21 protein-coding genes are annotated in these 25,195 nt (G+C 32.9%); 15 read left to right on the plus strand and 6 right to left on the minus strand.

Annotation, left to right across the window (positions count from 1 at the left end; genetic code table 11):
* Positions 1 to 556: 556 nt before the first annotated feature.
* Entirely contained in the window at positions 557 to 859 is a 303-nt protein-coding gene (locus tag ACFSTE_RS16485; RefSeq protein ID WP_176030554.1) for a hypothetical protein, read from the plus strand.
* Positions 860 to 867: 8 nt separating this feature from the next.
* Here ACFSTE_RS16485 and ACFSTE_RS16490 read toward each other — a convergent pair whose 3' ends face one another.
* The gene (locus ACFSTE_RS16490; RefSeq protein ID WP_378254446.1) at positions 868 to 1,065 is read right to left on the minus strand and encodes a hypothetical protein; all 198 of its coding nucleotides are present in this window, start codon (positions 1,063 to 1,065) and stop codon (positions 868 to 870) included.
* A gap of 1,140 nt (positions 1,066 to 2,205) precedes the next feature.
* Between ACFSTE_RS16490 and ACFSTE_RS16495 the strand changes: the two genes are divergently transcribed.
* The 3 genes from ACFSTE_RS16495 to ACFSTE_RS16505 all read left to right on the plus strand — a co-directional run bounded on the left by ACFSTE_RS16495 (position 2,206) and on the right by ACFSTE_RS16505 (position 4,070).
* Positions 2,206 to 2,733 (plus strand): UpxY family transcription antiterminator, encoded by a 528-nt coding sequence (locus tag ACFSTE_RS16495; protein ID WP_378254448.1) that lies wholly within the window; start codon positions 2,206 to 2,208, stop codon positions 2,731 to 2,733.
* A gap of 333 nt (positions 2,734 to 3,066) precedes the next feature.
* Positions 3,067 to 3,609: a glutathione peroxidase gene (locus ACFSTE_RS16500; protein ID WP_378254450.1), complete on the plus strand. Its 543-nt coding sequence runs from the start codon at positions 3,067 to 3,069 to the stop codon at positions 3,607 to 3,609.
* Positions 3,609 to 4,070: a tryptophan-rich sensory protein gene (locus ACFSTE_RS16505; protein ID WP_176030550.1), complete on the plus strand. Its 462-nt coding sequence runs from the start codon at positions 3,609 to 3,611 to the stop codon at positions 4,068 to 4,070. The genes ACFSTE_RS16500 and ACFSTE_RS16505 overlap by 1 nt, the downstream gene beginning before the upstream one ends.
* Before the next feature lie 154 nt (positions 4,071 to 4,224).
* Here the strand turns inward: ACFSTE_RS16505 and ACFSTE_RS16510 are convergent, their stop codons facing one another.
* Both ACFSTE_RS16510 and ACFSTE_RS16515 read right to left on the minus strand, forming a co-directional pair.
* Positions 4,225 to 4,872, minus strand: coding sequence for a transglutaminase-like domain-containing protein (locus ACFSTE_RS16510; RefSeq protein ID WP_378254452.1), 648 nt, complete (start codon positions 4,870 to 4,872; stop codon positions 4,225 to 4,227).
* Positions 4,865 to 5,863, minus strand: a complete 999-nt coding sequence (locus ACFSTE_RS16515; RefSeq protein ID WP_378254454.1) for a D-cysteine desulfhydrase family protein — start codon at positions 5,861 to 5,863, stop codon at positions 4,865 to 4,867. The genes ACFSTE_RS16510 and ACFSTE_RS16515 overlap by 8 nt, the downstream gene beginning before the upstream one ends.
* A 416-nt stretch (positions 5,864 to 6,279) precedes the next feature.
* On the opposite strand from ACFSTE_RS16515, the gene ACFSTE_RS16520 reads away from it, so the two are divergent.
* The 4 genes from ACFSTE_RS16520 to ACFSTE_RS16535 all read left to right on the plus strand — a co-directional run bounded on the left by ACFSTE_RS16520 (position 6,280) and on the right by ACFSTE_RS16535 (position 12,727).
* On the plus strand, positions 6,280 to 8,961 hold the full coding sequence (locus ACFSTE_RS16520) for a S8 family serine peptidase (protein WP_378254456.1): 2,682 nt from the start codon (positions 6,280 to 6,282) through the stop codon (positions 8,959 to 8,961).
* A 248-nt stretch (positions 8,962 to 9,209) separates the two neighbouring features.
* The gene (locus ACFSTE_RS16525; protein ID WP_378254460.1) at positions 9,210 to 9,842 is read left to right on the plus strand and encodes a Crp/Fnr family transcriptional regulator; all 633 of its coding nucleotides are present in this window, start codon (positions 9,210 to 9,212) and stop codon (positions 9,840 to 9,842) included.
* Positions 9,843 to 10,751: 909 nt separating this feature from the next.
* On the plus strand, positions 10,752 to 11,477 hold the full coding sequence (locus ACFSTE_RS16530) for a M949_RS01915 family surface polysaccharide biosynthesis protein (protein WP_378254462.1): 726 nt from the start codon (positions 10,752 to 10,754) through the stop codon (positions 11,475 to 11,477).
* Positions 11,478 to 11,833: 356 nt separating this feature from the next.
* Positions 11,834 to 12,727, plus strand: coding sequence for an alpha/beta hydrolase (locus tag ACFSTE_RS16535; protein ID WP_378254464.1), 894 nt, complete (start codon positions 11,834 to 11,836; stop codon positions 12,725 to 12,727).
* 13 nt (positions 12,728 to 12,740) lie between these two features.
* On the opposite strand, the gene ACFSTE_RS16540 is transcribed toward ACFSTE_RS16535, so the two are convergent.
* Positions 12,741 to 13,304, minus strand: coding sequence for a hypothetical protein (locus ACFSTE_RS16540; RefSeq protein WP_378254466.1), 564 nt, complete (start codon positions 13,302 to 13,304; stop codon positions 12,741 to 12,743).
* 387 nt (positions 13,305 to 13,691) lie between these two features.
* Between ACFSTE_RS16540 and ACFSTE_RS16545 the strand changes: the two genes are divergently transcribed.
* From ACFSTE_RS16545 to ACFSTE_RS16560, 4 genes are all read left to right on the plus strand, one after another.
* Positions 13,692 to 17,534 (plus strand): hybrid sensor histidine kinase/response regulator transcription factor, encoded by a 3,843-nt coding sequence (locus ACFSTE_RS16545; protein WP_378254468.1) that lies wholly within the window; start codon positions 13,692 to 13,694, stop codon positions 17,532 to 17,534.
* 101 nt (positions 17,535 to 17,635) lie between these two features.
* The gene (locus tag ACFSTE_RS16550) at positions 17,636 to 18,589 is read left to right on the plus strand and encodes a helix-turn-helix domain-containing protein (RefSeq protein WP_176030541.1); all 954 of its coding nucleotides are present in this window, start codon (positions 17,636 to 17,638) and stop codon (positions 18,587 to 18,589) included.
* Between the two features lie 224 nt (positions 18,590 to 18,813).
* Complete coding sequence (locus tag ACFSTE_RS16555) at positions 18,814 to 19,350, plus strand: hypothetical protein (protein ID WP_378254470.1); 537 nt, start codon at positions 18,814 to 18,816, stop codon at positions 19,348 to 19,350.
* Positions 19,351 to 19,574: 224 nt separating this feature from the next.
* On the plus strand, positions 19,575 to 20,444 hold the full coding sequence (locus tag ACFSTE_RS16560; RefSeq protein WP_378254472.1) for a type IV pili methyl-accepting chemotaxis transducer N-terminal domain-containing protein: 870 nt from the start codon (positions 19,575 to 19,577) through the stop codon (positions 20,442 to 20,444).
* Positions 20,445 to 20,532: 88 nt separating this feature from the next.
* Here ACFSTE_RS16560 and ACFSTE_RS16565 read toward each other — a convergent pair whose 3' ends face one another.
* Positions 20,533 to 21,021: a hypothetical protein gene (locus ACFSTE_RS16565; protein ID WP_378254474.1), complete on the minus strand. Its 489-nt coding sequence runs from the start codon at positions 21,019 to 21,021 to the stop codon at positions 20,533 to 20,535.
* Between the two features lie 278 nt (positions 21,022 to 21,299).
* Positions 21,300 to 21,998, minus strand: a complete 699-nt coding sequence (locus tag ACFSTE_RS16570; protein ID WP_176030537.1) for a TapB family protein — start codon at positions 21,996 to 21,998, stop codon at positions 21,300 to 21,302.
* Positions 21,999 to 22,587: 589 nt separating this feature from the next.
* On the opposite strand from ACFSTE_RS16570, the gene ACFSTE_RS16575 reads away from it, so the two are divergent.
* Genes ACFSTE_RS16575 through ACFSTE_RS16585 form a run of 3 tightly spaced genes read left to right on the plus strand, consistent with a single transcriptional unit; the run spans position 22,588 to position 25,191 of the window.
* The gene (locus ACFSTE_RS16575; RefSeq protein WP_378254476.1) at positions 22,588 to 23,247 is read left to right on the plus strand and encodes a TetR family transcriptional regulator C-terminal domain-containing protein; all 660 of its coding nucleotides are present in this window, start codon (positions 22,588 to 22,590) and stop codon (positions 23,245 to 23,247) included.
* The gene (locus ACFSTE_RS16580; protein ID WP_378254478.1) at positions 23,248 to 24,558 is read left to right on the plus strand and encodes an ABC1 kinase family protein; all 1,311 of its coding nucleotides are present in this window, start codon (positions 23,248 to 23,250) and stop codon (positions 24,556 to 24,558) included. It begins immediately after the preceding gene.
* Between the two features lie 9 nt (positions 24,559 to 24,567).
* Positions 24,568 to 25,191 carry a flavin reductase family protein gene (locus tag ACFSTE_RS16585; protein WP_176030534.1) on the plus strand — a complete coding sequence of 208 codons (624 nt, stop codon included), beginning with the start codon at positions 24,568 to 24,570 and terminating at the stop codon, positions 25,189 to 25,191.
* Positions 25,192 to 25,195: the final 4 nt, after the last annotated feature.

The raw sequence follows: 25,195 nt of genomic DNA on the forward strand, positions 1-25,195 counted from the left end.
GGGTTGTTAATAATAATTGAACCTATATAACTTGAGAATGGGAGTAGGTTTCTTATCAAGTTTATAAAATATTTTATGTTTTCAAACGCAGGTGTTTTTATAAAATGATTGATTAAAAATACGTACGAACAGGTATAGGTTTAAAAGTAAAACAAATCTAATTTGAAAAGTATCATGTTCCAATAGGTGAAAATACCTGTTGTATATCTAATAATGATGGTTTTTAGGAAAAGTAGTGTAGCGGTAGTATATAAAAGTCTCTGTCTTAATTTTATTAGTATACGGTTACTTCGTAGTAATTACAATAGTGTGTAATATTATACTATTGTGTATAATATTGTGGTTGAATATTCTTTTTTTATGTAAATTTGTAAAAAATATAATGTAAGGAGTTTCACACTGTTTTTTTAAGGTAAAAGTATCCTTTATAAATATTAGTTATATAAATAAAGTATGCACATTGATTAATTTAAAAAAAGTAAAAAGCATAAAACAAGCAATAGATGTAGATTGTTTTGTATAGTAAATAACAACCATCTTAGAAAAAATAGAACACATGAGAGACAAAGAACTGATCATTGAGCTGATACGTCAGGATTTAAAACACAATCAATTGGTATACGGATTAGAGAGAATAGGATTGGAAGGAGCCAGGCTTCACCATCTGGAGATCTATGATATGATTCACCGTTTTATGGAAGTGCCAGAAGGCTTAGTCGGAAATCGATGGGGGATGACGTATGCTAATTTTATGAAGGATGCCGTAAATTACCCCATAACACCTAAGGGAGATTCACTTACACCTTTAGCGTATGCTTGTTATACACAGTTAAAAGAAGTGTTGGAGGAGTCGAAGTAGTGTGTGTGCTACCTCATGTAGAGAAAGCCTCTGTGATATATATCAGAGGCTTTGTTTTGAACAGGATTAATACCAGAAGCAGTAGCGACCGTTGATGCACCTTCCTGCATCACAAAATTCACCCCATTGTGTTTGAACGCAGCATCTGGATCCAGAACCGGTACATCCACCTCTTCCGAAACCACCACTGATTTTCTTTTGCTCATTTTTATTGATTTCTTGAGCTCCTGATAAATTTAAGATGTTTTTTAGCATGATAAAATGATTTATTGTTAAACACTAACTACTCAAATATAAGTAGATTGTTAATCAAATAGTTACGCTTTTTCATCAGTATTGTTATGGTAATTATTTTAATTATTTATGTTTATAACTCACTAAACTCTCTGGTTATTAGCTGTTTTTTTTTAGTTTATGTGCTGATTATTAATGGTTTATTGGTTTTGGTGAGAAATGTAAATAATGCCCTTATTCAGTAATCAAATCTTACTTTTGTAGATTAACACCTTTGCTGTTTTTTACTTAAAAAATGTTAAAATTTAGAATCATATAAAAATATCCGTGTGTTTAAATTGTTGTTAAACAGTTGTTTAAATATGTTTTTTTGTTAGGATTAAATGTTACCGTATTTTTTTTGTGTTTTTACCGTAAACTTAGTTTTTCCCAAAACATTACATTTGAAACGTATAATATAGAAAAAGTAATTTTTCATTTCTTTTATATCGAGCCCCTCAAGATTATGTAAAGAATTAATTGATTGACAAACATTCATTTCAATATTATGTAGAAATGATGGGACTCAAAGTAGCGGAGCTTTGCTTTTAAATAAAAGAATACTTCTCTTACTCATCTTTCCTTTTCATTTCTAAGAAAAAGAGAATACAATAAATATATGTTACATCCGTATTAAATAAGGTAATAACTTAATATTTATTTTACATTTTAGTTGTATACTAATTACTTTTTTTTCTGAAGTTTGCATTGAATGTTTGCTCATTCTGTCTTTTTTCAAAGATATTATGCAGTACGTATAGTGATTAGTAGTATGAATTAATTGTTTGTGTCTCTACACTATAAGAATTTAAATTTACTTTGATTAGTTGATGTTTTGAGAAATGACATTTTCTTAAAAGAGAAATATACCAACCCCACTTTCTATCAAAGCATCAGCGATATTTTATAAATGTATAACCTTTAATAGTAACTGTATAGCTGTATTAAGTGAATACCCCCTACCGTCACAGAATATGGTTTTATGTAAAAACAAAAAAATTAAAAAACAATCATTTTATAACGTCAGTTTAATTACACACATTGATTATTACCCTTAAAACACAATGTCATTTATGAATAAACCTATAAAGAGCGGTTGGTATGTCCTCTATGTAAGATCAAGACATGAAAAAAAAGTAGAAAAACTCCTAAAAGAAAATCAAATAAAAGCGTATTTACCTCTGATTAAAACGATTAGAAAATGGAGTGACCGGACGAAAACAGTAGAATTGCCATTATTCCCATCGTATGTATTTGTATATATTAATTCTTCGATGGATTTTTATAAAACACTGTCCATAGAAGGTACGGGGGCTTGTATTCGATTTGGATCAGATTATGCAATTGTAAAAGAAAATGAGATAAAAAAAATAAAATTATTAACCAGTACTGAAGAGATTACTAATATTGAAAAAAAACTGGATATGCCCAAAGTAGGGGAAATCAAAACAATAGAACAAGGACCTCTGTGTGGTTTGGAATGTGAAATAGTAAAAACAAATAATGAAAATAAAATTGTAGTAAGGATAGATTCTATTCAGCAAAATATCACTGCGACAATACCTTCATACTATTTGTCAAGTTCATTATGTGTTAATTAGTTTTTAGGTATCAAAATATACACAATCAATCAAAAATAAAACATATTTATACAAAAGGAGCAATAGCTCCTTTTTTGCTACTTAGAGGTTTTGTCGAGTTATACAAAATGATTTTTATAACGCTTTTTTTAGGGAATATTAACTGCTTTTATAAAAATTAAAAATGATAAAAAAAACGTCTAAATTTAACGGATATACAATGAGGTTATTTAACAGAAAAGTTATAATATCACTGAATCATAATTGTAGCTGTTAAAGCAGTCATTCTAAACTTTAGATACGAATTCAATAGCTACATTTGAATAATAAGATAACTTTAATCAACCACCACTAATGAAATATTTTTATAAGCTATTACTATGTATTGTGGTAACAATTAGCTGTAATCAAAAAAAAGAAGCTAAAAACCCCAGTATATATGATATAGAGATTCAATCTATTACAGGAGAAACAATGAAGCTTTCCGATTATAAAGGAAAAAAAATACTGATTGTCAATGTAGCATCAAAATGTGGTTTTACTAAACAGTACAAAGGATTACAGGCTCTATACGAAAAACACCAGGATTCTCTTGTTATTATAGGAGTACCCTGTAATCAATTTGGACAACAGGAACCAGGAACCAAAACTGAAATACAATCTTTTTGTAAGTTAAATTATGGTGTTACATTTCCATTAACAGAAAAACTAAACGTACAAGGAGAGGAGCAACACCATTTGTATCAGTGGTTAACAGATAAAACCTATAATAAAAGTAAAAACTCTAAGGTAAAATGGAATTTTCAAAAATACTTGATAAGTGAACAAGGAACATTACTAGATGTTTTTTCCTCAGAAATTCCTCCACTAAGTAATCAAATAACAAAATACTTATAATGAAGTACCTTTTTTTTCTGATCATCTTTTTGATCATAAACTTTGCAGCGCTGGGAATAGGAGTCTATTTAATGAATAATGGACCAGTATCAGAATGGTATATATCACTAAATAAAGCACCTTGGTCTCCACCAAATTGGTTATTCGGAGTTGCCTGGTCTTTTATAATGGTATGTTTTTCTTTTTATATGGCAAATCTCGTTGTTGTTCGAATAAATAAACAAATAATAGTGCTGTTTTTTGCACAATTCTTTTTGAATTTTTTCTGGAATTTTGCCTTTTTTAATCAGCACTGGGTCATGGAAGCTTTTATTATATTACTAGTACTGACAGCTATTTTAGGATTTTTCCTAATCAGATATGCACGGGATGTAAAACAATTTTCTTTATTGGCATTACCCTATTTTGTATGGTTGTTATTGGCGTGTTCCCTAAATGGATATGTAGTGTTTAATAATTAATGAGCGCTTAACAAAGTTGTTATTAGAGTTATGTTATTTCGATAAAGGGAAGTAACTTTAGCTGGTACCCTAGACCTAGGTGTTTTGAGAATTGTCTCGAAATTGCAATGTATCCTCATTAGAATCCTTATGTATTCGTCTTTAGGACATATATCTATAGTTGTATTTCATTCGAGCCTTCGAAGATTTTATATATGTGAGGATAATTTGCTTTGAAATTTTCAAAAATGAATTCTGTTGGAATATCTTCAAAATGACCGTAATCATCTAAATATTCCATGAATAGATTCCCTGTATTATCATATTGTTGAAAGATCGCATCCTTTTTTCCATCAAAATCTAGTGGAGGGACATTGCATTTATAACAGAGTTCTTTATTAAATGCAGGGGATACTTTAACCCATGAACCCTCTAAAAAAAGATTCACCATTCCATGTGGTGTAATTTCATTGGTACCGAATTTCTCTGTAAGACGCTCCACTGCGATATGATTTTTTACTTTGGCAAGATGAATTCTGGCGGGAATGCCAACAGCCCGAAGACATGCAATAAGTAGTATAGATTTATCAACACAATGTCCTTCCTTTTTGACAGCTATTGTACTTGCTTTATATGCATTCTTAGTAAAGCTGAGATGATAGGGATTGTACCTCCATTGATCTCTGACTGTTAGATATAACTGTATAGCTATTTCTTTTTGAGAATAGGATTGGTTGAGAAATGCACCTACGATTTGTTGGATTTCATCAGTGCGATAATCAATATATCGGGTTGGCTGTAAGTAAACTTCTATATTATTCATAAGCAGCTTTCGTTTGTGGGCTTAATGCTTCCGTAAATTTAAAAATTGCAGGAAATCCTCCTGTATGCCAAAACAGTACCTTAGAATTTACCGGTATCTTTTTCTTTTCCAGGTGATCGATCATTCCATAAAATGCTCGTCCAGTATATACAGGATCCAAAAGAATCCCTTCTTTTTGTGCCAGGGTAGTGATGGCCTTATTTTCTTGGTGCGTAAATACACCATAACCAGCCTCATCATATTCTTTATTTAGTGGAATATCGTCAATAGTATAGCTGCGATTAATAGGCAGTGTCTTGCTGCCTTCTCGAATAATGTCCAATACCACTTGCTCTAAAGCTGTTCCATGAGTTTCATCTTTATCGATATTAATAGGGATTAAGGTTGTATTTAGATCGTATATTTCACACCCCATTGTTACCCCGGCCTGCATTCCTCCAGAACTGGAGGCAAAAAAGATGTAATCTATTTGTACCTGTTGAGAGGAAAGCTGTGCTTTTAGTTCTTTTATAGCGTGGACAAATCCCATTGCCCCAATACTATTAGATCCTCCATATGGAATTATATAGGGTTTTTTCCCTTGTTGTTCTAATTGTTTTTTTAAGGAAATAATATCTTCTCCTTTTCTATTGTCTCCTGTAAAATGAATGGTAGCTCCAAGAATCGAGGATAGCAATAAATTCCCATCAAATTGATCCGGGCGTGTACCTCCGAGCATTAAATGACATTCTAGATTAGCTATAGCACAGGCAGCAGCCGTTTGACGACAGTGATTAGATTGTTGCGCCCCTGCAGTAATTATCGCATCACACCCTTGATGCAAAGCTTCTTGTAATAAGTATTCAAGTTTTCTGGTCTTATTTCCTCCAGTAGCCAAACCTGTTTGATCATCACGTTTTATATAGATAGTATAATTGTCGTATAACGTAGAAAGTGTTTTTAATTCATGAAGAGGTGTCGGAAAAAAACCGAGATTATATTTTGAAGTCATTTCAGTCATGTGTATCTATAATAATTGGTTTGCACCCTCTAAAATAATGTAATCTATAGCATAGAGATGTTAATTTTTCGTAAAAAAAGATGATATGATCATGTGCATATCAATGATATGTCGAAAATTAGAATACGAAGAAAAGAAAAATAAAAAATGCTAGCACTCTGGTTTTTTGAATTGTGAGAAAAGAATATTCAAAGCATTGGGGAATATATTTTAAAAAAAGCATTAGGGATTGTTTAACATTTTTAACGTTAAAAGCACTTAATAACAGTAGGAGTTTGTAGTTCTTTTTTGATAATCGTATTAATACTTCTTAATGAAATAACAATTAATCGTTAATCTTATTTTTCACAGGACTAAAGAGTATCTGAGCGACTAATTTTGAGGTATTAACTAATTTAAATATAACGATGAAACAAACTCAAAAAAATCGCTTCTCTAGGTATAGAGAACTTTTTAGAAAAAGAAAAAACATCAACAAGTTAGCATGCTCATCCTTATTCATTTTTTCGATGGGAATGTATGCTCAGACACCTGCTCAGCGATCAGTCATTACACAAAAGAGTAATATGAGTGTATTGCATCAATTGCAAACGGGACTTGATCAGCAGGAATCTACAGAAAAAAAAGAAGCCTTACGTCTGGCCCGAAAAAATCATTGGGAAGTAGAAATGTATTTGGAAGATGGGAGTTACGCCGAGCTTCAAAAAATAGGAAAAAACGGTACTCCTTTGTACTATACAACCTATAACACAGATGCAGCAAAATCAACAAGAACGGATCACTTAAATACAGGAGGAACTTTAGGACTTCAATTAGATGGACAGGGCATGACCGCATATGTTTGGGATGGAGGACATGCGAGAATAACACACCAGGAATATGATGGAGCAGGAGGAAATGACAGAGTAAGTATAGAAGATGCAGCTTCAGAAGGAGGAGTAAAGTTAGACTATCATGCAGCACATGTGACAGGAACTATTATAGCTTCTGGAGTAGTTGCTAAAGCAAAAGGAATGGCTCCTATGGCAAAAGTAAAAGGCTACAAATGGAATAAGGATAAGTCAGAAGCAACAGCAGCAGCAGCTAATGGAATGTTAGTATCCAATCACTCTTATGGGTGGAAAGTGCGCGATCGAGACGGGACTCCATTATTACCTGATTTTTATTTTGGAGCATATGTAGATGAATCGAGAGCCTGGGACGAGATTATGTATAATGCCCCTTATTATTTGATGGTCTCAGCAGCTGGAAATAGTGGACGAGATAATACCGTAAACAGTAAGCCTTTAGGAAATAATACATTTTATGATAAACTTCATGGTCATGGAACTTCTAAAAATAATCTGGTGGTTGCTAATGCCCAAGATGCTGCAATTACTCCTGATGGAACATTAACAAATGTAGTTATAAACGAAGGGAGTAGTGAAGGTCCCACAGATGACCTGAGAATCAAGCCGGATATAGCTGGAAATGGTACAGGAGTGTATTCAACCTTTGAAAACAGTGATACTGCTTACAGAAGCATTGGAGGAACTTCTATGGCTTCGCCCAATGTAGCAGGTACATTATTGTTATTACAGCAACATCATAACAATGTGTATGGAAGTTTTATGAAAGCGGCTACGCTAAAAGGATTGGCACTACATACAGCCAGCGATGTGGGGGATAAAGGACCCGATGCTATTTTTGGCTGGGGGTTGTTAAATGCGAAACGAGCAGCTACAGTAGTATCAGAAAAGGGAAAAACGACTAAAATAGAAGAACATACCTTAACCAATAATCAGACTTATACGATTACAGTAGAATCTGATGGAGTATCCCCGTTGATGGCATCCATATCATGGACCGATCGACCAGGAACACCTACTACAGAATTAAATTCCCCAACAGCAAAATTGGTTCAGGATTTAGATATTCGGATAACACAAGGAACAACTACCTATAATCCGTATAAATTGATTAGTATAACAGCAAATGGGACAGGAGATAATACGGTAGATCCTTATGAAAGAATCGATGTAGTAAACGCTTCGGGAGTATATACGATAACAGTAACTCATAAAGGAACTCTCGTAGGAGGAAGTCAGGATTATTCTCTTATTATTTCTGGTATTAAGGGAACAGCAGCTACTTGTACAGCAGGCACCCCTGAGAATATAAACTTTACGGATGTAACAGAAACTTCAGCAGTGGTTTCCTGGAATGAAGTCCCTAATACCACATATGAGTTGCAATACAGAAAGAAAGGAGCTTCTCAGTGGACAGAAGTAACATCAGCCAAAACAACATATTCTTTGCAAAACTTAGCATCTTCTTCAGTATATGAGCTACGATTGAGAAGTCTTTGTACAGATGGAAGTATGTCTTCATATAGTGAAATGCGAACGTTTACCACCAATGGAGGACAAGTAGTTTATTGTGCGACCCAAGGTAATGATGCTAGTTATGAGTATATAGGAAATGTAATTATTGGGAAAATAGACAATACCTCACAGGGAAAAGGGTACAGTGATTTTACATCCATATCTACAGCGGTGACCAGAGGAAGTACTCAGGAAGTTCAGCTTACTCCCGTGTGGACATCGGGGAGGTATAACGAAGCATATAGTATCTGGATAGATTATAATCACGATGGAGATTTTGAAGATCCGGGAGAACAGGTTTGGACTCAGGCAGCAACAAAAGTTACTCCTGTAAAAGGAAGTTTTACGATTCCTGAATCTGCCAGATTAGGAGCTACCAGAATGCGTGTAGCAATGGCTTTTAGAACCGTATCAAGTCCATGTGGAGTATTTGATTTTGGAGAAGTCGAAGATTATACAGTTACCATTGAAGCACCAGCGACAACTGATGAAGATGAAGAAGATAATGAAGAAGAAGCTTTTACGATATTTCCTAACCCTGTTATCAATAATAAGCTTCATGTTCAGCAATATGAGAAGAAGCATGATACCTTTGCTATTTATAATAGCCATGGATATAAGGTGATATGGGGTAAATTTATAGACGCAATCGATGTCAGTAAACTGGATCCAGGGATGTATCTTATTAACATAGATGGACACCTAAAACGTTTTATAAAACAATAAAGAAGTCAGTGTAGTAATAAAAATCCCTAAAACACCTGTTTTAGGGATTTTTTTGTGCGTCCTTTTTTATCCAAGGAAATAGATGAAGAAATCATCATCATTTCATTTTTTGTAAAAAGTAAATTGTTGAAGAGAAAATGAAAATCTTATCGTAAATTTATAATAAACAAAATGTTAGTTTTCTACCCGGAAAATTGAGAAACCCCATTTCAATGCATGAGCAATATTAACAAATTAAAAATAAGCCTATGGAATTAGAGTTAAGAAGGGAGTATGGGAATATTTTCGAAGAGGAATTAATACGTGAAATTATTCAGGTAAGTGTTTATAAAGAAGTCCCGGCAGGGGTTACTATGATGGAAATAGGACAGTATGTGAAGGTAATGCCTTTGATACTTCAGGGAGCTATTAAGATTTTGAGAAATGATAAAGATGGTGATGAATTGCTTTTGTATTTTTTAGAAAAAGGAGATACCTGTGCAATGACATTGAATTGCTGTCTTGGAGAAACTAAAAGTGAAATAAGAGCCATCACAGAAAAAAAGACACAACTACTTATGATTCCTATTGAAAAAATGGAAGAATGGACATCTCGGTTTAAGAGTTGGCGTACTTTTGTTTTCCAAAGCTATCATACTAGGTTAATGGAAATGCTAGAAGCAATAGACAATATTGCTTTTTATAAAATGGATGAACGTTTATTAAAATATTTAAAAGAAAGTTCTAAAGTACATGATAGTACTATAGTACATCATACACATCAAGAAATAGCATATGATCTTCATACATCCAGAGTGGTTGTTTCTAGAATTCTTAAAAAACTGGAAAATCAGGGAAAAATTTTTTTAAATAGAAATAGTATTCAACTCCTCTTTAATTAAAGTAGTATTAAAAACTCATTCATTAATGGATAAAAGTACATTTCAACTGAAAATATAAGAAGTGTAACTAATGTTACTGTATATTTCATCGATTGTATATATCTTTAGAATAAGTTAATGAAATATTGAGGGATTGATCATTTAACAAGGTCATTAAAAGCAGAACGAAGAAAAAAGCAATACAACCAGAAAATTTTATGAAAAACTAATGATTGCGGGAACATTCGTTTTTTTAAAGAATCAAAAATGGGGTAAGATTGACTTTTAGGATACATTTTTCGTTCTGCTTTTTTATTGTAGGCTATTTATGATCTACAAAAATCATAACAAAAAGTTAGAAGTTATCCTATAAACAAATGCAATACCTAAAAGAATAGTTAAAGAATACTAATGATCGTTAAACCCTTATTCTATAAGGATAAAACAATTTACTTTTGTCCCTGTTAAGGTAGACGATTTTATTTGATTGATTAGGTTTATTGCGAAATAGTAAAATTGTAAAAAAAACTACCAAAGACACTTACATAGGAGTTGTAAAGAGCTGTTTTATACAGCTCTTTATTTTTTTATACCTGTATATTTTTAATTGCTAAAAAATGACAGTTTTTTACACAATATACTATTTGGTAGACCGCATTCCATATCAAGAGGGCAAAGTTCCTCTTATTTTTTATCTACAGCTGTGGAGATAGTGAGGTGAACTATAAAAAAAACTGTAGTAGCTGAGTATAATAAATGAAGTAAGTATCTTATAGACAGTATGCTATATGATAGGTGTTAATTGTTGTTTCAAGAAGAGGATACATTTTTTGTACAAAATATTAACAAATTTTATCAAAATCAGATTAGGAAGACACTTTATTCTCGGATACTTTTACACCAGATAAACTAATACCTAATCCGTTAAAAATGAAACATATCTATTTTCTTATCTGTTTACTTTGTACCTCTGTTTTTTCTCAAACAGTCATACAGGAAGATATGCTACAACCCTATTTGCACATACCGATTCTGGATGAAGTGCATTCAGAGTCTTCTCTAAAATTAAAAAAGATAGGGTATGATGAAATCCCTTTGCATATTGAATTTAGAGGAACTTTGTTGGAAGCAGTAGCATGGGAAGATAAAGAAGGAGCGCATATTCTTCTTTTTTCAAAAACGGGAACGTTCGCTTACAAAGCTTATGAAGATATATCCAAAACCAGATATACTTTTCAGGATAAGGCAGCATTATATGTCTACATGTTTACGAAGACAAAAGGAGATGATATCTATAAAAGACAATGGAGAGTGTATGATTATGCCAAAAACTATGGAGTAGATATGTATGTAGGATTTATAAAAAAAGCAACAACGATTACAGATGTTGATCAAGATGGGACAGTAGAAGTAAGTATCCCATATCGATTAATTGTTCGAGGGGGGATTGATCCAGGAGTGATGAAAATTATTGTATATGAAGGGACGAATAAATATGCTCTCAGAGGAGAAACAGCTATTTGTTTGACGAAAAAGAAACAGGAAACACAAGAGTTCGGAGGAACGTTTAAAGCTGATAAAAAAATACAACAGCATAAGAAACTGTTTAAATTTTTAACAGAGCGGTGGGAACAACATAAATGTGAGGCATTTTGAATGTATTGTCAAAATAACCATAGATTGATAATGCATTATCGGTATAATCATAAACATTACAAAGACTCATAATTAAAAAGCCTCTAAACAAAAACGTTTAAAGGCTTACTAACTTATTAAAGAGAATGAGAGATGAGTTGGCTTTACTTAATTAAAATCAATTCCCTGTCCATAAAACAAGCACAAGATAGTTACGAATCTGTTTAACGATGTAAGATGTATATTAAGGAATTATCAAAAAATGATTGACAAAAATTAATATCTCTTTTTCCTGAATGTCTTTAGTAGCTATAACATCATATTTTGATTAAACGATTCGAAATGTAAGCAGTCTAATTAGGTAAAAACAGTATCATATGAGATATATCTTCCATATCATTTTCTACTTTTTTATCAGTTGCGATTCAGGAGAAAGTCAAAACGAATCCTTTATAGAAAACAAGGAAATAACCATTCAGTATAAGCAGCTCCCAGAGGAGGACCCTAATCTATTGAGTTTAGATATATATTATACCACAGCAGTATCAGAGAAGAAACCGGTAGTAATATATGTGCATGGTGGAGGATGGAGTTTAGGGGATAAAAGAAATCAATTAAAAAACAAAATAGCACTGTTTCGATCACTGGGGTATGTTTTTGTGAGTATTAACTATCGATTAAGTCCTTTTCCTTTTAATATTACTAACCCTGATCGAATTAAATACCCTACGCACAATAGAGACTTGGCAGATGCTATCGTATGGACATATCATAAAATTGGAGTTTATGGAGGAGATAAAAATAATATAGTGTTGATAGGACATAGCGCTGGGGCTCATCTCGTAGCACTAACGGCAATAAATCAACATTTTATTACAGAATCAGGAGGAAATCCAGCGATGATTAAAGGAGTCGCAGTTATTGATACAGAAGGGTATGATGTGGGAGAACAGGTAAAAAACGGTGTATTAAAGAAAATGTATCTAAATGCGTTTGGAGGGGATGAACAACTGTATAAAGAAGCTTCTCCATTGCATATGATAAAAAAAGAAAATAGACACCCCAGATTCTTTATCGCGAAAAGAGGAAATTCCAGCAGGTTAGAGATCGCGGAGAAATTTATAAATAGATTGCAATCCAATGGAATAACAGTTGATCAGGTAGATGGAAGTATATATGATCATGAAAGAATTAATACAGCAATAGGAGCGGCTGGAGAGGAAGTCATTACAAAACCGCTAACATTGTTTTTGTCTTCTTGTTTTGAGTAGTGGGTGGTATTTTCTATTTAGGGGTTAGTTCAAAACAATGAATCATTTGTGTTATTTTAGGAGATAAGCCGTATGGCTCCCAGATAAGCTTATCATTTTTGAGTATGGAGGGATTCTGACCAGATGTGATATATTCTTTTACAGAGGTAATAATTGCATCATCATTCCTATGAATAGGTAATATAGACCCTGCACCGGGAATACAATAGGCATCCTCATAGGCATAACAAAAAACAAGCACGGCATCAGCTTCATTCAGATGACTGCCATAAAAGCAATCTGAAACAAATACTTTTTCACCCTGGTACTTCTGTTTTGCTAATGTTGTACTGTAAAGAACCTCTTCTATTGAGATACTACCTTTCTGAGAGGTATATGTATTAGTATGAATAGGAGTTTCTTTGATGCTTTTTATATGCCCTTTGAATACTAAAGCATAGGGCTCTCCACACAAACCAATAAAGGGACCTGATTCACTCCACCAATATGTATATCCAACTGTCAGCGTATCTGATTGCTGTCCATGAATCAATAGGAAAGTGAAGTAGCTGAATATAAAAAAGAGAATACGTTTCATAAATGATAAGATGTTTTCTGTTTTTTTATAGGTGTTCTCGATACAGATCTCGGAGTATTCATATCTCAGTGATCGAATAAACGTTTGTTTAAATATATTGTTTTAATAAGAAAACGATCCAAAAGGGTGAACATTGTGCATAAGAAGTAATAATCATCTTATAAAGGGGATATTCCTTGTTTTAGTAAGGGGGATTTCCCTGGTGCTAAAAAAATAAGAGCGTTTTAATGTGTGTTTACTATTTGTGAAAAAATGTTGAAATAAAGGGAAGAATCAGTGCTATTCCCATGTATGATGTAATCTATAAGAAAGGATATTGGATAAATATACTAGAACGATACATAGAGAAAAGAAATTTAGTAGATTAGAGTGTCAAATAAATCAAAAATGATTGAAAAATTTCTGTTGTGGATTCTTTTTTTGGGTGTGCTGTGGAAAGCAAAAGCTCAGGAAATGCTCTTTTTTAATCAGATAGAAACATTATCTAATGAGTGGATTACGGATATCGCTCAGGATGAAAAAGGATTTATTTGGATTGGTACTGAAGATGGGATAAACCGGTATGATGGTTATAAATTGCAGTTGATTCGTCATGTAATAGAAGATAAGAATTCGATGGCAGCTAATGCGATTCATGAAATAGCCATGATTAAAGATACTGCATATTGGATAGGGACACAGGGAGGAGGGATTTCTGTTTTTTATCCAAAAGAAAGACGATTTGAAAACCATAGAAAACACCCGAAAGGAATATTTTCTTTTGTATATAAAATTATTCAGGTAGCTTCTGATACACTGGCAATAGTAACGGATGAAGGAGTATTTCTGTATACGATGAGTACAGGAGAGACCCATCAGATAGAAGAAGGAAGTACCACTAGCAAAATAGCAACAAGTAATGGAGTACTATGGATAAGTACCAATAATGTTTTATACGGCTATGATGTGCGTAAAAATACCATAGTAACAAAACAGGTTTTTGAGCAGAATATAAGAATGATTTCCGTACTCCAGAAAAAGGTACTTCTCTCTTTTACAGATCACATATTATTGCTGGATAAAACTAAAGAAGAGAAAAAAATACCGGTTACAGATGCGATACGGTACATGACCAAAAATGGAGATATCGTATTCCTGGCGTCTGAAAAAAAGATATATACTTTTGATCCTGATCAGGAAAATATTAGGATGATAAACACTGCTCTTCCACTGCATCAGGCAGATATAACCAGTCTTTTTTTAGATCAACAACAGTTGTTATGGGTCGGGACATCCAAAGGATTGTACAAAGAAAAAAATAAGGTTGCTATTTTTAAAAACCCCAGCATATCATTACATGCACGACGTATCATCAAGTATAAAGGAGCAATTTATATAGCAGGAGAAACTGGATTATACAAGATCGATAAAAATAAAGAGATGCAGAAATTGTTGGCTGGTGATATGCTGGCATTGCACGCATCAGAAGAACAGTTGTTCGTAACGAACCGAAAGGGAACACTTTTTACTATTAGGGATGACCAAATAGAAAAAGAACAACAAATACAGCGTAGTGATTTCAAAAGATTTAGTGCTTATGGAATCGCACAAGATGCACAACATAGAATTTGGGTAGGAAGCTGGGCTTCCGGAATTTTTGTGTTCGATGCGTCAGGTAATTTTTTGCAGGAAATCAAACTGGATACAAATTCGGATAAGGGAGAATCAAAAATATTGCAGATGTACCTGGATCATAAGGATCGCTTGTGGATAACAACTGCGGCTTATGGGCTTTATATGCTTGCCAATGCTTCTTCTACAGACCTTACTACTCCTGTCCCTTTTCAGCAGTATACCAGTACCAGAAGTGATACGACTTCCTTGACATCTAATGTTTTGTTTTCCGTTGCAGAGGATCAGAAGGGAACGATTTGGATAGGATCTGATATGGGAATAGTTGCCTATCAGGAAAAAAATAACGCTTTTTTGAGATTAAAAAAAGACGCAAAGCTATTCGATAAAAAAGTAATGGCTTTAGAAGCTGATACATTGAATAATTTATGGATTACGACAATTAATAGTGGTGTATATGTATACAACCTGATATCGAAGGAATGGATGCATTATACTACAAAAGATGGGTTGATTTCAGATGCGTTTTTATTTACATCAATGTATTATGACCAGAAAGAAGAACGATTGCTAGCAGGAACCAATAACGGGATACAAACAATAACAGTTGATACCGAAGTAAAAGTTCCTGACTTTCCTCCTGTAATAGTTACTGCTGTCAGGGTTCATGGAGAGCCTTCTGATTATTTGGCAGATTTTAAAACTCCTTTTGATCAAGATATTCAGTTATCGTACTTGCAAAATGATTTTTCAGTCCGCTTTTCTAACCTGGATTACAAACATATCCCTAACATACGATATGCATATTCCATGGATGGGGGAAAGTGGAAAGAAACTGATGTAGAAACGGCGTATTTTTCTAATATTGCTTATGGAGTACATGAACTTAAAGTAAAACCAGTGTACAATTCTTACCCAGCAGAGACGGTACCTGTAAGTATTCTAAGCATACGAATACATCCTCCCTGGTATCAGACTATAGTAGCTTATGTAGGGTATGGACTTTTGTTTATCCTCATCGGAACACTAATTATTTACTATTTTCTGAAAAGCAAATTAGCTACCCTTAGAGCAGAAAAAACAAAGGAGGTTAATGAATTGCAATCCAGGATGTTTGCTAATATATCTCATGAGTTCAGAACCCCTGTAACTATTATAAAAGGATTCGCTAATACAATATTGAAACAAGAAAAAAAAGAAGAGCTGGAAGAAAAAGTAATGGGGATTACAAAATCAAGTGATCAGATATTAAATTTAGTCAATCAGATGTTGGATTTGGCCGCATTAGATGAAAAGAAAGTAGCACTGAATTATATAAATACGAATATTATCGCATTTATAGAAAAATGTGTGAAACTATACACTCCCTTGGCAACTTCCAAAGGAATTGCAATGAATTTTCAAGCAGAATTTCCAGAAGTATGTATGGATTTTGATGATGATAAAATTCAAAAAATTATCAATAATCTATTGTCTAATGCCATTAAATTCACTCCGGAAAAAGGAACTATTAAAATAGAGGTAAAAGTAAGAGAAAATCAATTAGTACTAATCGTATCAGACACAGGTATTGGCATTAAAAAAGGACAATTACCTTTTGTTTTTGATCGGTATTATCGGGCAAATCAATTTACAGAAACCATGGGAAGTGGAATCGGCATGGCATTGACCAAAGAATTGGTGGTTTTATTAGAAGGAATAATTGAGGTACAAAGTGAGCTGGGACAAGGAACTACTTTTGTGATTTATCTGCCGATACGAAATGCATACCCCTCAGCGAAGGAAGCAGTACATACAATGCCGTTTATCAGTCGGCAAATGAAAGCAAAGGAAGAAGAGCCTTCTAATACTATCCGGTCAGAAGTATGCATTCTGGTAGTAGAAGACAGTGATGAGATCAGATCGTATATGAAAGAACTATTGGGAGCAAAGTATACCATATTAACAGCGAATAATGGAAAGGAAGGACTCATAATTGCTCAAAAAAGAGCAATAGATTTTATCATTAGTGATATTATGATGCCGGTTATGGATGGTTTTGAGTTCTGTAAGCAATTAAAAAGCGATGTAGGAACCTCTCATATTCCTTTTGTTATTCTCAGCGCCAGAACAGAAGCATCGGACAAAGTGAAGGCATATCAGTATGGTATTGATGCCTATTTGCCAAAGCCTTTTGACGAGGAGGAACTAATGGCGATTATTGCTAACCTGATCAAAAAGCAAGAAGAAAGGAATCGTTATTTTGGAAAATTATTACAACTGAAAGAAACTGCTATTGAAGAGAAAGACATAAAAAAACAAGAACTTGATTTTATTAAAAAGGTACAGGAATATGCCTTGCAAAAAGATCAAAAACTAAGTATTGACCAGTTGGCTAAAGAATTGTATACCAGCCGTACCCAATTGCATCGAAAAGTTAAAGGGCTAACAGGAAAGTCAACCACACATTATATCAATCATATTCGCATAGAAAAAGCCAAAGAATTATTACTGACTACTTCTTTGCATATTGCGGAAATCTCATTTGAGGTAGGTTTTGATACCCCAGCATATTTTTCAAAAATATTTAAGAAGATAGAAGGAAGGTCCCCATCGGAGTATAGAAAAACGAAAGAATAACCCATCAGAAACAATAGTACTACTCATTGGAACAATAGCTATAGTAAAAAAAAAGGCAGTAATATAGGTTTGTATGGTACAATCAAAACTATGCAAGCTATATGTATTTTGACACAGATAACAAGCAAGGGTTACTTCAGTTTTTTGAGGAAGAAATAGTAAAGACAATAGGGAAGGAGCATATACAAGCATTATCCATACTTAATTATTTTGCCACTTCCTTATTTGATAAACATTCGGTACATGAGGTATTGTGGAGCATTACAGAAAACTGTATCTCCCAACTCAATCTGGAAGACTGTGTTATTTATATATTGGATCATAAGTCGAATACATTGGTACAGAAAGCAGCCTATGGCAAAAAAAACAAAAAGGAAAGAAAGGTAGTAAGCCCAATTGTAATCCCGTTACGTCAGGGAATTGTGGGACATGTTGCGACGAGTGGAGTTCCAGAGATTGTAGATGATACAGAAGATGATGAAAGATATATTATTGATGATAAGCCCCGAAGTTCAGAATTAACGGTTCCTATTTTTTGTAATAACCAAGTGATAGGAGTGATTGATTCAGAACATTCTGAAATAGGTTTTTTTACCAAACACCATCTACAGATGTTTCAACTGATAGCACAGTTATTAGAAAAAAAAATGACCCACCTATTCGCACGTAAAAAAAACGTTTATACAGATGATAATTCTTATTTCCAGGCTTTTTTAACGCTTGTGGAAACAAAAAAAATATATAAAAATCAAGATGTGAGTTTATCCATGGTAGCAAATATGCTGGGAATCAGTGCTAATTACTTATCTCAGCTGATTAATAAGCTTACTCATGAGAATTTTACCCGATGTATTAATACTTATAGAGTAGAAGAAACATGTAAAATGCTTAGAAGAAAGGAATATGCACATTATTCTATTACGGGGATTGGTTTGGAGTCCGGATTTAAATCCAAATCTACTTTTTATAAAGCATTTAAAAGAATTAAAGGAATCACCCCCCGGGATTATAAGAACAAAAGTGCCATACGATCCTCTCATTTTTTAGAAGTATAACTTCAGCATGCTTTTTTATATAAAGAATACCAGTAAATATTGAATCTGATATTTCTACATATATATTATAGGATAGGTTTCACAGGGAGGTGACACATTTATTTTTTTATGACGTCTTTGTAGTATTAGTTAAAGGGAAAATCTATATATGAAATAAGATGAAATATTTCTTTTAGACCACTTTCGTAGTTTTATTCCCGAATCACAAATCAATCAATGGCCGTATGAAGGTTTACACTACATTTTTTATAGGATTAATCTGGGTATTTTTTTTAGGTTGTGACCGAATACATACGACTATGTTATTAGACTATGCTGAATATGCTGAACATACAATGCCAATTGCACCACTAAAAGAAGGAAGACATACAAGAATACTCAATACTACGATAGAACAATATGGTGAATCCATACGATTAGATAAGAAAACAGGCATTATATCGCTATCACCAGGATCCTATAATATTAGTGTTAGCTCAACACTTACAGATTCTTCAATGCCAGCCATAGTATTAAAGAAAGGAGGATATTGTTTATTGCGGTATGTAGGAGTAAGCGATGATGAGCCTATTGCAATTGGATCGATATCAAAAACCACTAAAGAAGCGAGTACGATTGATACCTATTTTAATACAGATGTACCGGTTCGAATCTTTTTGTCATATGAAGTAGAAGATTCATTAGAAAAAATAAAAGAACAAGTAAAAAGAGAAAAGGAGCAAAAGATGACATTTTCTCATATAAATATTCAGCAATTATAGTTCTTTATCATCAGTATGACCTAGATACTTAACTTTTTCTTTCCTAATTTTTATGACATGTTATTTTTTCTAGTTTCCACATGATATTTATCATATCTGAAATGTAAGAGAGATATTACTTTTGTTTATATATAATGGCTAAATAACCCCACTCTTTTCCTGACATGATTTCTAAGTCAAAAATAGCTAAGTAAACAAATTGTAAATCTTAAAACTTATATTAAATGAAATTAACACTCGCCCCAAACAAAAAAATACAATACCTGCTGATCATTAGCTTGGTGTTTTTAGGAACCAGTATTTCAGCTCAATTAAACACCAAATATGGTTCTTTAACATATAATAATGCAGTAAATGTAGCAGGAAAACAACGGATGTTAAGTCAAAAAATGTCTAAAGCATATTTATTTTTATTAAGTAAGCCGAATGCGCAACAAGCAAAAAAGGATCTACTTTCTAGTCAGATCATATTTGAAGAGCAAAATCGTGTATTATTACAAAATGCAAGATCTAAAAGAACTAAAGATCGAATAGAAGTAGTTAATCAGATGTGGACAGATTTTAAGAAGTTAATAGAATCTACCCCTAATTATGAAAATGCAAAAAAGATAATAGATACAAATACAGACTTATTACAGGCATCTAATGCAGTAGTGTTATCAATTATATCAGACGCTAAAGAGTCTCATAAAAATATTTCTAATGAATTAGAAAAAACATATTCTGTAGAAGATGAATTGGAACTAAATATGATTATAGATATATCGGGAAGACAGCGAATGTTATCCCAGCGCTTAGCTTTTTATTATTATGCAAATCAAATAGCTCTGAAAGATAAAAACTCCAATCAAATGCTTACCAATGTTTTCCATGAATTAGATGGCTCAATTAATAAGTTATTAATTTCGAAATTTAATACTCCACAAATAGATGAAAAGATAGGTTTAGCTTTTTCTAAATGGAATTCAATAAAAAAGAATAGATTAAAATTGATGGATCATGGTTTTGATGTGAATGATATATATAAAATTAGTAATGAATTAACCAGTGTATTTAATGAAATCACAGTTTTATATGAGAAAGTAAAACTGTAAACTTTTAAAAAAGGATACAGATTTAAACAAACATTTTTTAAGCTTAACAAAAAGAGCGCATTACATGCGCTCTTTTATTTCTATGTTTCTAATTGTTTATTACAGTAACCTTCTTTTTAAAAGAGTAGGTAAAGAATGAATTATTTTTGTGATACATCGAATAAATAATTCTCCATTTTGCTTTATTATTAGTTCCGAATTTTGGAAATTTTAAGGTGGTAATATTCGAATCGACTTCAAAAGAAGCAACAGGATCCCATTCTACGTCCGGTTTTGCAGGGTTTTTTACCTGAAAATAAATCTTATACCGTCTTTTATTAGGAGGAATATTATTCAATGCTGTTGGATGTCCGTGATATGCATACGTCACGTTTTCCAATGCTTTAACCTTTTTGGGACCATATAAACCCGGGGCAATTCCAATCACCAGATTTTTATTTTCTTTGCTATCTATGATTTCTACCTGTCCGGTTTTTTCATCTTGTTGGAAATCCATAGACTCGTTTACTTCATCCTTATTACAGGCGGTTAATGCCATGATTACGGATACTACGGATAGATACATTAATTTTTTCATTTTAGTTCGTTTTTTAAATAATGATTTGCCTCTGTGTGTTTTTATACAGATAACAGAAGATAATCTGTTTTTAGAACCACTGATTCTAAACAAGTGTTGAGACAAATGTATATATGCCGTATAGATTGAGATTCCAGCATTATTGAACTTCAATATAATGGGAATCGTTAGCGTCTTTTTCCTCTAAAATACAGGGGGAAATCCCCTATATACGATATAAAAAAAGAGCATGATACATGCTCTGATATAGGAAGGAGGGTAGTAAGATTTGTTTTTTATTAGATCGTATTCATTTTTGTTAATTCACGAACCCATTTTAATTTTCCTTTTTTCGAATAACTCTCTGTACGAATGATACCGATGCCTTCTACGTACCATTCTACACCAGATCCTCGAAACTTAATAAAGCCCATTTCGAACAGGTAATCAAATTTCATTTTATATCCTTTAAAAGTTCCTGCGGGAGTTGTAAGGTCACTTCGTTCTATTACTTTTCTGTTTAGGACCTTCATTTCGGAAATAGAGAGAGAAGCATCGCTATCTCCAATTTGTAAAGAAATAGTCCCGTCTTTTAGTACTGTTTCTGTAGTCATATTAGGAGGAAATTCTAAAAAATCTCCCTTAGCATTGATACTAAATGATCCCTTCTGTCCGTTTTGGTTATGAGAGATATAATTAGCCATATCGATAAAAAAATTTCCATCTTCACATCGCAGAATATAGGTATTATTCCCCGCTTTATTTTTTCCTTTAAGCATGGAAGTTTCTATATGAATAGCTAGATTTCCACTAGTATGATTGACTTCTTTTATAAAATGTTTTTCGACAGAGGTAACTTTACCTTTTTTATTGTAATTCGTGTACTCTAATGACATCCCCTTTTTATAAGGAGAAATGGCTTCGCAGTTTTGAGAAAAAGAAAATTGGATACAGAACAATAGTAATACTGCAAGAAGAGAAGCTCTCTTTTTTTTCATAAAAGTTCGTTTTGTGATGTTTTGTTTTCCTTTGAATTGATTAAAGATAAAGATACATTAAAAATGAGTATTCAAAACAACAGATGTGAATTCACTATTAGAAGGTTAGGAATTACATGAATTTACATGGAATTTCATTTTATGTTTAAACAAGAAAATACTTAAAATTATCTAAGGTATTGGAAATTAGTCTTGTGTTGGTTTTGCGCTGATAAGAAACAAGTATTACACATAAAAATTGTATGGATAAACTATTTTTGAGTCAGGATGAATATTAATACCTTAGAAGTATCATAAATGAAATCCTTTAAATGATACGTTTTTTACTTCTTTTGTTAGTGTCATTTAACTAAAAGAACATCACCGTAAAAAGTGGTGTTTTTTTGCTTTATAGCATACTAGAACTGTCAGTACACAGGGGCAGTGTTTATCGATTGTATCACGCGTAATTATATAAGAACCTGGTAGGGCAATAAATATGTACATGATAAGGTATTTATTCTTTGAATGATATGTTTTGTTTAATGTTTTTTTAAAAAGATTAAACAATTTTTGTAACTTTGTAATGAACGATTTAAAATAAAAAATTATGAGTCAGCATGTTGAGGTGTCGGATAAAATGAAAATAATGGAGCATTATATGGAATATGTGCTTACAAATGGGAAAGCTCCTGATAATGTATTTGTATTTGCAGCTCATTGTGATATTTCAGAAGCCACATTCTATGCTTCATATACTTCTTTTGAATCGATTGAAAAAAGTGCATTTTCTGCATTTTTAGAACATACGTTACAATTATTATCAGAAAATGAAGCATACAAAGATTTTCAGCTAAAGGATAAGTTACTCAGTTTTTTCTATACTTTTTTTGAAATTTTGACGGCTAACAGAAGCTTTGTGCTTTTTGTTTTAGACAAGCAAAAGACCCCGTTAAAAAGCATTCATTTTTTCTCGCAATTAAAAGAAGAAGTGAAAGCATATTCAAAAGACTTAGCGTTTAGAAAAATAGATTTCAAGAATAACAGACTCAATACGTTTCAGGATAAAGGCTTTGATGAAATGGTGTGGGGGAAGCTGGTTATGTTTATCAATTTTTGGAAAAACGACACTTCTCCTGGTTTTGAGAAAACAGATCTTTTTATAGAAAAGTTGCTAGTTGCTTATTTTGATTTGGTTCGTATAGAACCTGTTAAAAGTATTGTAGACTTAGGGAAGTTTTTATGGAAAGAAACATTAAAAAAGTATTAGATGAAGACAATTAATTCTATTCCGATAGGGAAAATACAACGAGCTTCAAAATTACTTCAAACAGGCGCAAAAGTTGGTGTTAATTACATTAAGTATTATGGAGATCGCTTTGCTGGTGATGAAGACAAGGCAAAACAAAAGTTGGATAATGCAAATGCAGAAGATATTTATGATAGTCTGAAAAACTTAAAAGGAAGTGCATTAAAGGTAGCTCAAATGCTAAGCATGGAAAAAAACTTACTACCAGGTGCTTATGTAGAGAAGTTTTCATTATCTCAATTTTCTGTTCCTCCGTTATCCCCTCCATTGGTTATAAAAACGTTTAAAAAATATTTTGGAAAATCCCCCCAAGAGCTGTTCGATAGGTTTGATACTAATGCTATTAATGCCGCAAGTATAGGCCAAGTCCACCTGGCAGAAAAAAATGGAAAAAAACTTGCTGTGAAAATTCAATATCCAGGTGTGGCACAAAGTATTGTATCTGATTTAGCATTAGTCAAACCTATTGCTATTAAAATGTTTAATATTCAGGGGAAGGGGTCTGATCAATATTTCAAAGAAGTTAGAGAAAAACTAGAAGAAGAAACGGATTATATTTTAGAGGTTTCCCAAAGTGAAGAACTAGCCAAAGCATGTGGCCACATTCCCAACATTTCTTTTCCTACATATTACCCTGAATTATCCGGGAAGCAGATTATAACCATGGATTGGATGGAAGGAGTGCACCTGTCAGAGTATACTGCATCAAATGTGTCTAGAGAAAAAGCTAATATTATAGGACAGGCGTTGTGGGATTTTTATATGTTTCAAATTCATGAAGTCAAAAAAGTTCACGCAGATCCTCATCCCGGGAATTTTCTGGTGACAAAGAATACAGAACTGGTGGTATTGGATTTTGGATGTGTTAAGGTTATACCAGATACTTTTTATGTGCCTTATTTTGAGTTAGCTAAAAAAGAAAATCTCAATAATGCTGATTTTTTTAGAAAAAAACTATTCGAACTGGAAATTCTAAAAGAAGAAGATAGCCAGGAAGAAGAACAATTTTTTATATCGATGTTTCATGATATGCTCAGCTTATTTACACAACCCTTTCATGTTTCGCATTTTGATTTTTCTGACCCTGTTTTTTTTGAAAAAATAGCTTCTCTGGGAGAACGTTTTTCAAAAGATACCACACTTCGTAAAATGAATGGAAATAGAGGATCAAGACATTTTATTTATATGAATAGAACCTTTTTTGGGTTGTATAACCTGATGCATGATCTGAAGGCAGACAACATAGAGATCAATCGTTTCTCACAATTATAAATTTACAGGATGAAAAAAAAGATATCAAGAGCGGAAATCGATGCAATGGAACATCTGTATAAGATTAATCTGATTAATAGTTGTTCAGGTTTTAAATCAGCAAACCTTATCGGATCTGTTGCAGCAAATGGAGATACGAATGTTGCTGTTTTTAGCTCTGTTGTCCATTTAGGATCTAATCCCCCTTTATTAGGAATGATATTTCGCCCCTTAACGGTTCCGAGAAATACCTATGACAATATAAAAGAAGGGAGCTACTATACGATAAACCATATACATAAACCGTTGATTGAAGCAGCGCATCATACATCTGCTAAATACCCAAAGGAGATTTCTGAATTCGACAAAACAAACTTAACTCCTGAATATAAAAGTGGATGTATGTTGCCTTTTGTAGCAGGAGCTCCAGTACAAATGTTGATGAAGTATGTCGAAGAGTATACGATAAAAAGTAATGATACAATTTTATTAGTAGGAGAAATAAAAGAATTATTTGTCAATGAAGAATTGCTTACCGATGAAGGGTTTATTGATTTGTCTAAAGCGCAAGTAGCAACCATTAATGGACTGGATGGATATGCGATACCCGAAAAGAGCAAAAGATTACCGTATCAGCGTGTTAAGGTAAACTAGAGGA

Source organism: Aquimarina hainanensis (genome assembly GCF_042684685.1).
Lineage (GTDB): Bacteria > Bacteroidota > Bacteroidia > Flavobacteriales > Flavobacteriaceae > Aquimarina > Aquimarina hainanensis.